This window comes from Rhodococcus sp. B50 (assembly GCF_013602415.1).
In the GTDB taxonomy this organism is placed as follows: domain Bacteria; phylum Actinomycetota; class Actinomycetes; order Mycobacteriales; family Mycobacteriaceae; genus Rhodococcus.
Genome location: NZ_WPAG02000003.1, coordinates 326,064 through 340,615, shown reverse-complemented (window position 1 = coordinate 340,615; position 14,552 = coordinate 326,064). Strand labels below are relative to the sequence as shown.

Below are 14,552 nucleotides of genomic sequence, written 5' to 3'. Positions count from 1 at the left end.
GTCGGAGGACGCGGGGTGTGGATTGCATCCACGCTAGTCGTAGACCTCGACGTACAGTTCGGCGATTTCGTCGACAGTGGGCACAACCGGGTTGTTGCCCGGCGAACCCGAATCGAGCGCCTGTTGCGCCATCAGTGGGATTAGATCGTTCCAGCGAGCTCGGTCGATGCCGTGGTCGCGGGGAGTGGGAACAGCCAGGTCATGACATAGTTCGGCCAGGGAGTCGACGAGGGACTGCGTGGCGATACCGTCACCGGTGGCTTCGGTGGCACCACCGAGGGCCCTGGCACAGTCTGCGTATCGTGACTCGGCGCCTTTGACGGAGAAGGCGGTGATCGCCGGGAGCAGCATGGCGTTGGACAGTCCGTGCGCGACATGGAAGTGCGCGCCGATGGGGCGGCTCATTCCGTGGATGAGGGCCACGCTTGCGTTCGAGAACGCCATGCCGGCCTGGGTGGCGGCGAGCATCATGGCTTCTCGTGCCTGCTTGTTCTCGCCGTCTTCATACGCGGTGCGCAGATTCTGGCCGATGGTGCGCATGGCTGCGAGCGCGAGGCCGTCGGAGACAGGGTTGGCTTTTCGGCTCACATACGCCTCGATTGCGTGGGTAAGTGCATCGACTCCGGTATCGGCAGTCAGGCGAGGGGGCATGGACATTGTCAGTTCGAAGTCCACGATTGCTGCGATGGGCAGGAAGGACAGGCCTGGACAGAGCATCTTCTCGTCCGTGACGCTGTCACTGATGATGGTGAACTGCGTAGCCTCCGAGCCGCTGCCGGCGGTGGTCGGGATCGCGACGACGGGAAGCGCTGGTCCGGTGTAGACGTGCGGGACCTTGTAGTCCCGCATCCGGCCCCCGCGGACTCCGAGGACGGCCAGCGCCTTCGCAGTATCCATCGGGCTGCCGCCACCGAAGCCGATCACCGAGTCGGCGTTGTGATCGGCGAGCAGGGCGAGCCCTGTTTCGAGGGAGTCGGTGGTGGGGTCGGGAACGGTGTCGTCGAACAGGGCTGGTGTGATGCGTGCTTCGCGCAGGAGGGTCAAGATCCGTTCGGATGCGCCTGTCGAGGTGAGGAACTTGTCGGTCACCAGTACCGGGCGCTGCAATCCGAGTTGGCGGATCACGTCGCCGATTTCGTTGATGGTGCCCCCGCCGATTCGCATGAACCGTGGGAAGGCGATTTGGATACTCATGGTGCCGTCCTTAGAGCATGTCTCTTATGGGCTAGATCGTTTGTGCGGCATAATGCACCGTCGTGGTCGATGCGTTGTCTTCCCGGCTGGTACCGGATGCGTTGTGGGAGATCGTCGAACCGTTGCTGCCCGGCTTCCGGACGCGGCCGCAAGGCGGCGGCCGGGCGGCGATCGATGATCGGGCGGTGTTCACCGCGATCGTCTACGTGCTCACCAGCGGCTGTGCCTGGCGACACCTGCCGCCGTCGTTCGGAGTCAGTGTTCCGACCGCGCATAGACGGTTCACGACCTGGGTCAAGGCTGGGGTGTTCGACGAGCTGCACCGCCGGGTTCTCGATCGGCTCGGCGCCGGTGGGGACCTGGATTGGTCTGCCGCGATCCTCGATGCCGCGCACGTGCGGGCGAAAAGGGGGGCTCTCTGACCGGTCCCAGCCCGGTCGATCGAGGCAAGAACGGCTCGAAGATCCACATCCTCTCCGACGCCGACGGCATTCCACTGGTCACGGCGGTGACCTCGGCAAACACCCACGACAGTGTGATGCTGCAGCCGATGGTCACTGCGATTCCAGCGGTGCGATCGCGTCGTGGTCCGCGTCGCTGCCGGCCCGGCCGGTTGCGGGCGGACAAGGGTTACGACTATCCCGTACACCGCCGGTGGCTGCGGGCACGGGGCATCGTTCCGCGGATCGCCCGTCGCGGCGTTGACAGCAGCGAACGCTTGGGACGTTACCGGTGGAAGATCGAACGCACCCTGGCGTGGCTGACCGGCTACCGGCGGCTGACCATTCGCTACGAACGTCACGGTGAGCACTTCGCCGCTTTTCTCCAACTCGCTGCGGCGTTGACCTGCTTCAAGAAACTTGCCAAATGAGACATGCTCTTAGTCGTTCTGCGGGAAGCCGAGGTTGATGCCGCCGTGGTTGGGGTCGAGCCATCGGGTGGTGACGACCTTGCCGCGGGTGAAGAAGTGCACACCTTCGGTGCCGTGGGCGTGTGTGTCACCGAAGAGGGAGTTCTTCCAGCCGCCGAAGCTGTAGTACGCGGTGGGGACGGGGATGGGGACGTTGACGCCGACCATGCCGACCTCGACTTCGTTCTGGAAGCGGCGGGCTGCGCCGCCGTCGTTGGTGAAGATGGCGGTGCCGTTGCCGTAGGGGTTCGAGTTGATCAATTCGAGGGCTTCGTCATAGGTCCCGACCCGTACGACGGACAGGACGGGGCCGAAGATCTCGTCGGTGTAGACGCTCAAATCGGTGGTGACGTGATCCAGAAGGGTCGGTCCGAGCCAGAATCCGTCGCTTCCGCCATCGGCCTGCACGGCCCGGCCGTCGACTACGACGGTGGCGCCGGCAGCTTCGCCGGCGTCGATGTAGGAAGACACTTTGTCACGATGTGCTTTGCTCACCAATGGACCCATATCCGAGTCCTTTGTGCCGTCGCCGGTTTTCAGGCTCAGGGTGCGATCCTTGATCTTTGCAACCAGCTCATCGGCGATATCCCCGACCGCGACCAGTGCGGAGATCGCCATGCAGCGCTCACCGGCGGAGCCGAAGCCCGCGTTCACCATCGCGTCGGCGGCCAGATCGAGGTCGGCGTCCGGCAGAACAACGGCGTGGTTCTTCGCGCCGCCGAGTGCCTGGACGCGCTTGCTGTGGGCGGTTGCGGTTTCGTAGACGTACTTCGCGATGGGGGTCGACCCGACGAAGGAGATGGCCTTGATCGCCGGATTGGTGAGTAGTTCATCGACGGCTGTCTTGTCACCCTGCAGGACGTTGAACACGCCGGCAGGCAGGCCCGCCTCGGCCCACAGTTCGGCGATCCACAGCGCTGCCGTGGGAACCTTTTCCGACGGCTTGAGGACCACGGTGTTCCCGGCGGCAATCGCGATGGGGAAGAACCACATCGGAACCATGGCGGGAAAGTTGAACGGGGAGATGATGCCAACCGGCCCGATGGGCTGGCGGATCGACGCCATGTCGACCTTGGTCGACGCGTTCTCGGTCATCCCACCCTTGAGAAGGTGGGCGATGCCGCAGGCAAATTCGACGACCTCCTGGCCGCGGGAGACCTCACCGAGCGCGTCGGAGAGCACCTTGCCGTGCTCGGAGGTGATGATCGCAGCCAATTCCTGCTTGCGGGCGTTGAGCAGTTCACGGAATGCGAACAGAATCTGTGTGCGCTTGGCGATCGAGGTATCTCGCCATGCGGGGAACGCCGCCGCGGCTGCCTCGATCACCGTGCGGGCGTCGTCTGTGCTCGCGAGTGCAACTTCTGCAGTCACTGCGCCGGTGGCGGGGTTGGTGACCGGGGCCGATGTGCCGTTGGTGCCGGTGAAGGGCTTGTTGTCCAACCAGTGTGGGATGACGGTCATGGTTATGTGCTCCTGTGACTCTGGGGTTTTCTCGAGTCTGTCCGTGCAGATGTGCCGCGGTCAACGAGTATCTTCGCAGTGAGAACTGCAATTTTGCAGCAGCGAGGGAGTGGGATGTTCACCGCCGATAACATGCGTTTTCTGCTGGAGTTGTCACGGACCGGGCGGATCGCGGACGCGGCCAAACGTCTGGACGTCGATCAGACCACGGTGTCGCGCAGGATCACCCGACTCGAGAAAGACATGGGAGCGCGACTGTTCGACCGGGGATCGGCGGGATGGCAACTGACCGAGGCCGGCCGGCGTCTGGTGCCGTACGCAGAAGCGGTCGAATCGACTCTGTTGGCTGCACTCGACGCGACATCGTCCGCTGGATCCGGCAGTCTTCACGGCACTGTCCGGATTCTCACTCCGGACGGCTTCGGCGCCTATGTGTTGGTTCCGGGACTGGGCATGGTGCGCGACAGACACCCTGACCTGTTCACCGAGTTGCGTACGTCGACCACGCACGATCTGGTGACCGGTCGCGACTTCGACCTCGCAGTCACTCTCGAACGGCCGTCACCACGATCGGTGTCCGTCAGCAAGCTGGCCAACTACGACCTGCGTCTTTATGCATCACGTCGCTACCTCGACTCGCACAGTGCCATCGAGTCCCTCGACGACCTCGAGGACCACACGTTGGTGTGGTACGTGAACGCCATCTTGGACGTCGAGCCGCTACGTCGACTCGAGCGTCTCCTGCCCAAAGATCGCGCGCATGTCCAGACGAACAACATCACCGGCCACTATCAGGCTGTCAGGTACGGGGTGGGTATCGCGCCGCTCCCGACCTACATCGGTAATGCCGATCCCGATCTCGTGCCCGTACTCCCGGACAAGTTCGTGGCCGAGAGAACCTATTGGTTGGTTGTTCCGCGAGAACTGGCTCGCCTGGCACGGGTGCAGGCCGTCATCGAGGTTCTTCTCGACATCGTCAGCGAGAATCCGGATCTGAGGGTGCCGGGTCAGGGCGGTGATTCACGCTGACCGTGTGCCGCTCGGGATGGTTGTGGCGGTGGAAGGACGCCTCTGGCATCTTGTCTGTCTCGGGAACGGACGGACCAGGACGGTGTGGGAATACCGAGCAGCTTCACTTTTCAGCCTTCGGTCTTCGGACGTCCATTCGGCCGATCCTATTGACCGATAGAACGGTAAGTCAATGGACCATAACTGTCAGTGATCGTCACCAGATGGTGGTTTGACCTCTCATCTGAGATAAACAACCTGCATGATCTGTGCTTGCGGGTGGTTCATGTCGGGTCGCAGGCGCAAATTAGGTAACCTGAGGTAACAACTTGTCGTGGTCGGTGTGTGGCTGCGAAGTGTCTCCGGAAGATTGGAGGAGGTCTGTGCTCGTTCAACCGGAGCGACGTAGCAGTCTCGCACGACCCGACGGGGGAGCGCCCTGGCTGGGGCGTAGTTGGACCGACATGCTCAACAGCGACGCGACGTGTCTACCGGAGGCGAGGTCCGGAGCTGAGCCCGTCATGAACGGAGAGACCCATGGGGGCTGAAGCCCGAGTCGCACCGACGTCACGTCGGCCGAAGGACCGCAATGTTCAGATCGCGAACAATGCACGCGAGCTGTTCGCACTCAGGGGCTTTCACGCCGTTCGCGTAGACCATATCGCCGAGGCGAGTGGAGTCACCGCGCGTGCGGTGTATCGGCACTACAGGAACAAGCAGGAACTCCTCGCCCGCATCATCGATGAGGATCAACAGCGTTGGATCGACGCTCTGGATTCGATCTCAGAGGTCGAGTCGGATGAGGAGCTGGCCCGGCATCTCGACTACCTGGCGCGTGTCGGTATCGAAAGTCGCCGGCTGTCGGTGCTGTGGCAGCGTGAAGCACGCCATCTCGACGAGGATGATTTCCGAACCGTACGAAGCAGGGCAGTGTGGATCTCGGACAACGTTGCCGGTCGACTGATCCGTCCGTGCCACCCCGGCCTCGGCGCGTTCGCAACCGATGTTCGCAGTTGGGCGGTTGTCAGCGTCTTGACCAGCCCGGCGTTCTACGACAGCGCGCTTTCGCGGTCTCGTCTCGCTACCGTGATGGCAACGGCATGCGAACGGATCATCGCTGCGCCGACAGTCGAGCCTGTGCGTCGCCGGCAGACGCCGACTGTCGAGAACGTGCCGATGGCGCGGCGCGAGCAGTTGCTCGCGGCCGCGGCGGCAGCCTTTCGTCGCAGCGGATATGCCGGCGTCAGCATCGACGATATCGGAGCGGATGTCGGGTTCGCCGGTCCGGCGATCTACCGGTATTTCAAGACCAAATCGAGCATCCTCGTCGCATTGATGGAGCGATTCGCCGAGTGGCGAGCATTGGAGGTCGTTCGAGCGCTGCGCACCTCCATTGATCCGGCCGAAGTGTTGTCCGCGTTGATTTCCGGGTACGTGCGTCTCGGAATCGAGGCCGTGGATCTCCTCGCCGTGGCACTGACCGAAGGGCATTACCTTCCAGACGAGGATCGTGAGCGCTTCGAGCGGATCAATGACGATTTTGTCTCCGAACTGCGCCGGTGGTACTCCTCGGTCCGGCCGGATGTCGACCCGGCGGCCGCGCAGTCGCTCGTGAGCATCGCGGTCACCGTGGTGCACGACTTGGTTCGGATTCCCCATTTCCTCCGCTCCCCGGACTTCGAATCCGAGCTCGATCGGGTAGTGCATGCCCTGTTTGCAGACTGATGTCGACCGGCGTGCTGGGGACGCGTGGGTCAGGCACGCCTCTGCCTTCCGATCCGTAGGTCGGTTTTCGAACCGGACCCTTCTCCCGCTCTCGACCGGTCGGAGCACCGGAGCTGGTGACGACCGCCTGGTGGGCCGTACGTGACAGATCGGCGTCGACGTCGTCCATGTTGGTGCGTTCGGACATGAGGGCGTAGTCGACGTCGGTCGGATGCCGCCAGATCCCGACCGTGTCGTCTGGATCGGAGGACCTGCCGAGGTTCCGAGAACTGCTCGAGCACAGTGTTCGTCGCCGTGATCGAGTATTCGGTGACGTCGGGATCGAACGTCGAGCTCACACAGTGGAGCGGCGCATCCATCTACTTCAACAGTGACGGCACGGGTGCTGGGGTTGTCCGACCCCAGCACCCGTGCCATCACATCACTGTGTTCAGGTGCGGACGAAACCGGCGTAATCGTTGTCTGCCGACTCCTGGTTCTTCTTCAGATACTGGGCCAGACCACCGGGGTAGGCCAGCAGTTCACGCTTCTTACCGGGCACATTGGCATTCATGTACCAGGAGTCCGCGAGCGGGAAGATCGTGGCGGCGGTGACTTCCTCGAAGTGCTGCTGCCACTCCTTCTCGCCCTCCGGCGTCGCTTCGATCCGGGTCAGGCCCCGCTCACGCATACTGACCAGGCAGTCGATCACCCAGTCTCCTTCGAGCTCTGCACAGGTCGGTCCGTTACAGAAAGCCGACGGGCTCTGCGGTCCGTAGACGAAGAGGATGTTCGGAAAACCCGAGGTGGCACGACCGAGGAAGGTGTGAACACCGTTCGCGTAGGTCTCGCCGAAGGTCTCACCGTTCGTGCCGACGATGTCGATGTCGCAGAGGCCACCGGTGAATGAGTCGAATCCGGTCGCCAGGACGATGACGTCGAATTCGCGCTCGACACCATCAGCGGTGACGATGCCGTTCTCGTAGATGTGATCGATGCGGTTGTCGTTGACGTCCACGAGTTCGACGTTGTCTTGGTTGAAGGCTTCGTAGTATGTGTATTCCAGCGGGCATCGCTTGGAGCCGAAGGGATACGGAGGCTCGGTCGGAACCAACTTCTCGGCGAGGACGGGATCCTTGATCCGGCCGCGGGTCTTGTCGCGCCAGAAACGGTAGATTCGGTTACTGACCTCGACGTCGAAGAACAGATCGGCGTAACCGCCCAGCCAGATCTGTAGGCCTCCTTCGGCGTACAGCTTCTCTAGTCCTTCGGTGAACTCCTCGTCGGTCATCTCGGCTGTCGGTTTGTAGACCAGGTCGTAGGCGAGACCACCGAACGTCTGGTTGCGGAACTCGAAGAACTTCGGGTAGCTCTTGCGTAGCTCCTCGTTCGCGGCATGATCGAGCTTGGCCGAATACATCGGTAGCGTCATCGACGGCGTGCGTTGGAAGACCGTCATCGACTCCACCTGCGGGGCGATCGATTGGATGACCTGTACACCGCTGGCGCCGGTGCCGATCACCGCGACGCGCTTGCCGCGCATATCGTAGCCCTTGGGCCACTCGGCGGTGTGGAAGATGTCACCCTCGAAGGTGTCGCGCCCCGCGATGTTCGGGATGAGCATCTTGGAACCCGTACCGAGCATCGGAAGGAAGAACCGTGCCCGGGTCAGAAAGGTCTCACCGGTATTCTCGTTGCGGGACTCGACAACCCACTGATCGCGACTGGTGTCGAATCGGGCTGCGACCACGCGAGTGCTGTAGTTGATCTCCGGACCGAGTTCGAGCTTGTCGACCACGAAGCGGAAGTACTCCTGCAGTTCCTCCTGACCGGGGAACATCTCCGACCAGTCCCACTCCTTCCAGATGCGCTCGTCGGAAAACTGGTACGCCGTGGCCTCGGTATCGACCCGGGCGCCGGGGTACTGATTCCAGTGCCAGACACCGCCGGCCTCGGAGCCTGCTTCGTACAGCTTCACCGTGAACCCCAACGCGCGCAGGCGTTCGAGCGCGTAGACGCCGGCGAACCCCCCGCCGACTACCAGCACGTCGAGCTCCTCGGTTACGGGACGAGTGTCCTCGAGTAGGGAGACCATTGTGTATTCCTTTCGCACCTTGGATCTGAAGCCTCGGGCTGTTCGATTCATCTGATCGATCGCAGGTCTGGACAAAGTCGATGTCGGACGCCGCAGCGGGCACCCTTCGATGTCCCGAGTTCACGAATGTCATCGAGCGCTAACGCGCACTCTCCGAATGGGACGATGGTGCCCCCGTCGTCAAAATATGTCAAGAATCACTAATTCGTGTTTGCGATGATCTGGTACCCGCGCCTTCCCGACGCGTCCATACGACTGTGGTGAATATAGGTGCCCTCCAAGGTCGTTGGTCACGGTGGGCTGCGAGTCGCCGGCCTCGGACTCGAAGTATGGACGGTGCAGCGTTCGCTGTTGGTAATCATTGCTAACTTAATTGAGCTCATAGGCGGCTCGGGGATCTCGAAGTGGCGACCGGTGTCCACCGGGATGGCCCGAGACCCCGCGCTAAAGCGTGACCCGCATACGGTGTGCCGAGTCAACCCGTAATGGTGCCGGGTGGAATGCGTCGACCGGTCCCGAACTTCTTCGCACCCGCCGCGTATCGCGGATGCGTCAGGGGTTGGTCTCCCACCGACCGGCCTTATCGAGACCTACATAGCCTCCCAATATCGTTCGGAGCGCATGGAGCTGATCGGTTCGCAGCGTCCGACAAGTGATTCTTGGTTCACGACGAGGCGCCCGAAATCTCGACGGGTCGAGGACGACGGTTTCGTGGGCGTGCGGAGAACCGGATCGTCCAGGCTGCCGCGTAAAGACCGCCAGCGTCGATCTCAAGACACGCCTCTCCTCGATGCTGACCGTGTGCCGTTGCGCGAGCGGTGAGCGGTCTACTTCTCGGGATCGAGGAGAGGGGTTCGAGTCGGTTTAGGAGATCTTCTTAGCATTTGATGACTTGTTGTCACTGGTGGGGCGGAGTTTCTTCGCGAATCATCGCTGCTAGGGGAGAAGTCCTCGGCGATTGTTGGGCGCCGCTGGGGCTTTGCCGGCCGCTCGGGATGTCTGCGTCGACGTATGTGGATCCATTGCGTGGCACTGGGAGAGGGTCCTGAAGTTAGTGTCCCTTGACATCATGCTGTGACGTGGATGACGCTGTGTGGGGAAGTGGTGGTGAAGCGGGTCGGTCGAGCAAGGAGCGGCCGACCCGACCGGTGGCTGCATGTATTGCCGCGCTGCCTACTGTGCCGCACTGCGGCTTCGTAGTGCGTATTGCGACTTGTGGACGAAAGGTGGTGCACGAGCGGGCATTCCGATCCGGAGTGAGATGCGCGGCTACGCAGACTGCATCTGTGCTCCGCGCGGGGTGAAAAATTAGTAGCCGTTGACAAAATGCGGATAAGGTCCCTAATGTGCTCTCATCTCACGAGGCAAGCATCCGGCTAGAGATTAGCATTCATAGACTTAATGTCGGACGCTGCAGGCTTGCTCACGGTGTTCAGAACAGGATGGACCAGCATGGAAACGTTCGAGTTTATCGAGTTCGAGGAGTCCGGAGCGACTGCGACGGTCTGGCTCAACCGCCCGCCGGCCAACGCAGTCAGCCAGGACATGTACGTCGAACTGAAGCAGTTCTTCGACAATGTCGACAAGTACCTTCCCGACGCGCGTGTCGTCGTCGTCGCAGGCCGCGGCAAGCATTTCTGCGGTGGCAACGACCTGGAAGAATTCAAGACCCTGTCGCCGGAGAACTCGCCCGCACGCATGAAGCAGGTGCGCGAGGCGTTCTTCTCGATCCGGGACAGTGCGAAGCCGACGGTGGCAGCGGTGCAGGGTGCGGCTGTCGGTACGGGCCTGTGTATTGCAGCCTCGTGTGACCTGGTCGTGGCTGCGGAGAACGCGCGATTTTCATTGCCGGAAGTGAACGTGGGGGTTATGGGTGGCGCCAAGCATCTCTCGCGTCTCGTCCCACAAGGCATGGTCCGCTTGATGCATCTGAGCGGTGACATGGTGCCGGCCGCAGACATTTACAAGTTCGGTGGGATCGTCGAGGTCGTCCCGAACGACGAGCTGATGACTCGTGCCCAGGCTCTCGCCGATTCACTTGCCCGGCACAGCCCGGCCGCACTGCGCTTCGCGAAGCTGAGTATGAACACCATCGAGTACATGGACCTCAAGTCCGGCTACGAGTACGAGCAGTCGCTCACCGGTGAACTGTCCGGTTACGAGGACTCCAAGGAAGCAGTCAACGCCTTCCTCGAACGTCGTACTCCCCACTACACGGGCAGGTGACCTGGATGACGACGGATCTGGCCGAGTATCGGTCCGGGGTCCGCGCGTGGCTGGCCGACGCGGACATTCCCACCGTTCCCCTCGATCTCGACGAGCGATTCGATGTTCTGCGCGACTGGCAGCGAGTGCTGTTCGAAGCCGGAGGGCTGGGCATCAGCTGGAGCAAGGAGGCCGGTGGCCAAGGGCTGTCCCATCTGCACCAACTAGCGTTCGCTGAAGAGTTGGCCTATGCCCGGGCGCCGATGCCTATCGGTCTGATCGGCCTCGACGTCGTCGGACCGTCGATCGACGAGTTCGGCCAGCAGTGGCAGAGAGAAGAACTCCTACCGAAGCTGCTCTCCGGTGAGCACATCTGGTGCCAGGGCTTCTCCGAACCCGGGGCCGGGTCGGACCTTGCCTCGCTGCGCACCCGGGCCGTGCTCGACGGTGACGAGTTCGTCATCTCCGGCCAGAAGGTATGGACCAGCTGGGCGCACAAGGCGCAATGGTGTGCGCTGCTCGTTCGTACCGACCCTGCGGCACACAAGCACGCCGGAATCAGCTACCTGCTAGTGGATATGTCCACGCCGGGAATCACGCCGAAGCCACTGGAGCAGATGACGGGCGACCGCGAATTCTGTGAGGTCTTCTTCGACGAAGTGCGCGTTCCGCGGCGGAATCTTGTCGGAGAGCTCAACGGCGGTTGGGCTGTTGCGACGCACACTCTCGGCATCGAGCGCGCCGCCTACACGTTGCGCCGGCGAGTCGATTACGAGATCGCGTTCGAAGACGCCGTCGCTGCGCTTCGAGATCATGGGCTTCCCGCGCCGGAAACCGGGCTCGGACGCCGTGTACGCATAGCGATCGGCAAGGCACACGTTGCATTGAAAGTCCTGGGCGCGCAAACGCAGAAAACGGTCGCGCGACTCGCTGCGGGAGAGGTCCCGACTCCGGAGGATTCCGTCGACAAGCTTCTGCTCAACGAGGTCGAGCAGATAATTTTCGGGGAGATCGCCGAGCTTCTCGGTCCATACCGGGCCGTCGAGGAAAGTCGGCCGTTGGGGCTGGCATCAGATCGGTGGGCACATGACCACCTCTATTCGCGGGCGACCTCCATCTATGGCGGCACCTCTCAGATTCAGCGAAATATCATCTCGGAACGACTGCTAGGACTCCCTCGTGGCTGACGACACCACTACTGCAGAACTGGCCAACAGCCTGGAAGAGTTCCTCGCTCGCAGTTACGATTCCGCCACCCGACGCGCAGTGCTCTCGGAGAGGAGGGTCACCGAGCTCGGTGGTGTTCTCGGCGAGATGGGAGTGTTCGCTACCTCTGTACCCGAGGTGTTCGGCGGGCTGGGGCTTCCGATGGCGTCGCTCGGACCGTTGTTCACCCTGTACGGCAGGTACCTGGTACCGGGGCCGTTGCTGGAGAACTCGCTACTTCCTGCTGTTCTGGCCGCTGATGCACCGGAGACCGCCCGCGCAGTGTTCAAGGCAGCGATGAGCGGTGACGGACAGTTGGCCCTCGTCGATCCGCACGCCGCCGGAGACTGGGACGGCGGATCGATCACCGTCCGCAACGGCAGACTCTTCGGACGCTGTCACCTCGTTCGGTTCGGTGGTGATGCTACGCAGCTGGTCGTCGTTTCGGATGATCAGCAGTTATGGCTCGTCGATCCCCATGCGGGAGGCCTCGAGATGATCCAGACCGATGCCAACGCAGATCCGCTCTCGTCTTTCGCCTCGGTTGGTCTGGACGGCGTCGCAGGCACGCCGCTCGCTGATCCGTCTGCAGCGCCGAGGCTGATCGAAGAAATCCGTTCGTGGGTCAGAACGCTCGTCGCATGTGAGTTGAGTGGAATCGCAACCCATTGCGTACGCACCACGATCGATTACGCGAAGGAGCGTGAGCAATTCGGTCGGCCGATCGGGTCTTACCAGGCGATCAAGCACATCATCGCCGATATGCATGTACATGCCGCCTCGGTTCGGAACCTCTGCGATTCCGTACTCGCGGACACGGTGAACAGCGGAGCGCCGACAGCGGTCGACGCAGCTGTGCTGAAGGCGCACGCTTCCAAGGTGGTCGTCGAGGTCTGCCAGGACGCGATCCAGGTGCACGGCGGAATCGGATTCACCGCCGAGGTCGATCTGCACTGGTTCTACAAACGAGCGCTCGCCCTACGGCCTTGGTACGGCGATACCCGGGCATTGGAAGAGATGGTCGGTGCGGCAGCATTGGCGCAGACCACAGAACACGCAAGCACGACGAAGGCGGTCTGATGATCCCACGAGGTGGAAATGTCGCTCCCACTCGCGACTACGTGGCGTCCGGGGATTGGGACGGCGCCTTCATCGACGACTATCTGGCGACCGCAGCCGCCGTGGTACCGGACCGGATGGCACTGGCCGAGCCGACCCGATCGTTGACCTTCGCCGAGTTCGACGCAGCAGTGAACGCGTTGGCAAGCGCCTTGCAAGCGCATGGCATTGCGCCTGGCGATGTCGTGTCGTGGCAGTTACCGAACTGGATCGAAGCGTGCGTGGTCCATCTGGCTGCCATACGTATCGGTGCTGTGAGCAACCCGATCATCCCGATCTACCGGCATACCGAGACCGCGTTCATTCTGCGACAGTCTGCTTCGAAAATCGTCTTTGTCCCGTCGGTCTTCCGGAACTTCGACTACGCGGCGATGGCCTGCGAGATCGCTCGTGAACTGGACGAACCACCCACCGTCGTAGTAGTCGGTGAGGGGAGCCCAGCCGGCGCCATCCGGTACGACGCCTTCGTCGACGGTGCGGAAAAGCCGAACCGTGTCGACCGCTCACCGGACGATGTGGTGCTACTGCTGTACACCTCGGGAACCACATCCGATCCCAAGGGCGCGATGCACAGCCACAACACTCTCAACTACGAGAACCGCAGCATCGCCGACCTTCTCGAACTGAGCGAATCCGATGTGATCTTCATGCCGTCGCCGGTCGGACACATCACCGGAATCCTGTACGGGATCCAGCTACCACCGATGCTGCGCAGCGGCGTGGCGCTGCTCGACGTCTGGAGTCCGCAGGCGGGCATGCGTCTGATCGATGAGCACCGTTGCACCACGACGGTCGCTGCGACTCCGTTCCTGCACGGGATCGTCCACGACCCGACCGGCTCGTCACATGACCTCTCCTCGATGAGGAACTTCCTTTGTGGTGGCGCCGATGTTCCCCCTGACCTGGTCATCGAGGCCACCGACACCCTCGATGCACTGGTTGCACGTGTCTACGGATCGACGGAGTTTCCGACGGCATCGGCCGGCAAGCGCAACGATCCCTTGACCAAACGAGCAACGACAGATGGCCGGGCCATCAAGTCTGCGGAGATCCGAATCGTCGACGACGACATGCAGGACGTGACCCCAGGGGTTCCCGGCGAGATTCTGCTGCGCGGGCCGGAGATGTTCCTCGGATATCTCGACAACCGACTCAACGACAGTGCGTTCACCGCGGACGGTTGGTTCCGCAGCGGTGACCTCGGGCGTCTCGACACCGAGGGCTACCTCGAGATCGTCGGCCGCAAGAAGGACATCATCATCCGCGGCGGCGAGAATCTCAGTGCCAAAGAGGTAGAGGACCACCTGTTCGCCCATCCGATGATTGCCGACGTCGCGGTCGTCGGATCGCCGGATCCCGTCCTCGGAGAAAGAGTCTGCGCGATCGTTGTACCGGAGCACGAAGTCGAGATCGAGCTCGAGCATCTCACCGGATGGTTGATCGAACGCAACATCGCACGGCAGAAGCTCCCGGAAAGCCTGATCGTCGTCGACGAGTTGCCGCGGACGGCAAGCGGGAAGATCCAGAAGTTCAAATTGCGGGAGCTCGCGGCGGACCGCGCCAAAGGCACAGTCCACCGTTGAGTGGACCCGACACATCGGACACAAGCCCCCTTCATTCCTCGAGCAATGACCATCGCCGTGAATCCCT

General features: G+C 62.2%; 10 protein-coding genes. 7 read left to right on the top strand and 3 right to left on the bottom strand.

Translation table 11 applies throughout. The annotated features are described in order from the left end of the window. Positions 1 to 33: 33 nt before the first annotated feature. Complete coding sequence (locus GON09_RS25980; protein WP_213934870.1) at positions 34 to 1,194, bottom strand: iron-containing alcohol dehydrogenase; 1,161 nt, start codon at positions 1,192 to 1,194, stop codon at positions 34 to 36. 74 nt (positions 1,195 to 1,268) lie between these two features. Between GON09_RS25980 and GON09_RS25975 the strand changes: the two genes are divergently transcribed. Beyond that, positions 1,269 to 2,065 (top strand): IS5 family transposase gene (locus tag GON09_RS25975; RefSeq protein ID WP_374195420.1). Its coding sequence is split into 2 segments (ribosomal slippage): positions 1,269 to 1,605 and positions 1,605 to 2,065, totalling 798 coding nucleotides; the frame shifts between segments, so codons are not numbered across the junction. A 9-nt stretch (positions 2,066 to 2,074) separates the two neighbouring features. Here GON09_RS25975 and GON09_RS25970 read toward each other — a convergent pair. Further along, on the bottom strand, positions 2,075 to 3,565 hold the full coding sequence (locus GON09_RS25970) for a CoA-acylating methylmalonate-semialdehyde dehydrogenase (protein ID WP_213934869.1): 1,491 nt from the start codon (positions 3,563 to 3,565) through the stop codon (positions 2,075 to 2,077). Between the two features lie 114 nt (positions 3,566 to 3,679). Here GON09_RS25970 and GON09_RS25965 point away from each other — a divergent pair, with 114 nt between their 5' ends. Together GON09_RS25965 and GON09_RS25960 are read left to right on the top strand one after the other, a co-directional pair. Continuing rightward, positions 3,680 to 4,594, top strand: a complete 915-nt coding sequence (locus tag GON09_RS25965; RefSeq protein WP_213934868.1) for a LysR family transcriptional regulator — start codon at positions 3,680 to 3,682, stop codon at positions 4,592 to 4,594. Positions 4,595 to 5,110: 516 nt separating this feature from the next. Then, positions 5,111 to 6,298: a TetR/AcrR family transcriptional regulator gene (locus tag GON09_RS25960; RefSeq protein ID WP_213934867.1), complete on the top strand. Its 1,188-nt coding sequence runs from the start codon at positions 5,111 to 5,113 to the stop codon at positions 6,296 to 6,298. A gap of 430 nt (positions 6,299 to 6,728) precedes the next feature. On the opposite strand, the gene GON09_RS25955 is transcribed toward GON09_RS25960, so the two are convergent. After that, positions 6,729 to 8,372 carry a flavin-containing monooxygenase gene (locus tag GON09_RS25955; RefSeq protein ID WP_213934866.1) on the bottom strand — a complete coding sequence of 548 codons (1,644 nt, stop codon included), beginning with the start codon at positions 8,370 to 8,372 and terminating at the stop codon, positions 6,729 to 6,731. A gap of 1,452 nt (positions 8,373 to 9,824) precedes the next feature. On the opposite strand from GON09_RS25955, the gene GON09_RS25950 reads away from it, so the two are divergent. The 4 genes from GON09_RS25950 to GON09_RS25935 all read left to right on the top strand — a co-directional run bounded on the left by GON09_RS25950 (position 9,825) and on the right by GON09_RS25935 (position 14,485). Beyond that, positions 9,825 to 10,598, top strand: coding sequence for an enoyl-CoA hydratase-related protein (locus GON09_RS25950; RefSeq protein ID WP_120284936.1), 774 nt, complete (start codon positions 9,825 to 9,827; stop codon positions 10,596 to 10,598). A gap of 5 nt (positions 10,599 to 10,603) precedes the next feature. Beyond that, on the top strand, positions 10,604 to 11,764 hold the full coding sequence (locus GON09_RS25945; RefSeq protein WP_213934865.1) for an acyl-CoA dehydrogenase family protein: 1,161 nt from the start codon (positions 10,604 to 10,606) through the stop codon (positions 11,762 to 11,764). Between the two features lie 199 nt (positions 11,765 to 11,963). Further along, entirely contained in the window at positions 11,964 to 12,863 is a 900-nt protein-coding gene (locus tag GON09_RS25940) for an acyl-CoA dehydrogenase family protein (protein WP_213934864.1), read from the top strand. Next, a complete protein-coding gene (locus GON09_RS25935; RefSeq protein WP_213934863.1) occupies positions 12,863 to 14,485 on the top strand; it encodes an AMP-binding protein in 1,623 nt (540 codons plus the stop codon). The genes GON09_RS25940 and GON09_RS25935 overlap by 1 nt, the downstream gene beginning before the upstream one ends. The last annotated feature ends 67 nt before the right edge of the window (positions 14,486 to 14,552 follow it).

What these genes read in the sequence shown, in the direction of transcription:
- GON09_RS25980 (WP_213934870.1), bottom strand. Translation starts at nt 1,194, where the DNA reads ATGAGTATCCAAATCGCCTTCCCACGGTTCATGCGAATCGGCGGGGGC.
- GON09_RS25970 (WP_213934869.1), bottom strand. Translation starts at nt 3,565, where the DNA reads ATGACCGTCATCCCACACTGGTTGGACAACAAGCCCTTCACCGGCACC.
- GON09_RS25965 (WP_213934868.1), top strand. Translation starts at nt 3,680, where the DNA reads ATGTTCACCGCCGATAACATGCGTTTTCTGCTGGAGTTGTCACGGACC.
- GON09_RS25960 (WP_213934867.1), top strand. Translation starts at nt 5,111, where the DNA reads ATGGGGGCTGAAGCCCGAGTCGCACCGACGTCACGTCGGCCGAAGGAC.
- GON09_RS25955 (WP_213934866.1), bottom strand. Translation starts at nt 8,372, where the DNA reads ATGGTCTCCCTACTCGAGGACACTCGTCCCGTAACCGAGGAGCTCGAC.
- GON09_RS25950 (WP_120284936.1), top strand. Translation starts at nt 9,825, where the DNA reads ATGGAAACGTTCGAGTTTATCGAGTTCGAGGAGTCCGGAGCGACTGCG.
- GON09_RS25945 (WP_213934865.1), top strand. Translation starts at nt 10,604, where the DNA reads ATGACGACGGATCTGGCCGAGTATCGGTCCGGGGTCCGCGCGTGGCTG.
- GON09_RS25935 (WP_213934863.1), top strand. Translation starts at nt 12,863, where the DNA reads ATGATCCCACGAGGTGGAAATGTCGCTCCCACTCGCGACTACGTGGCG.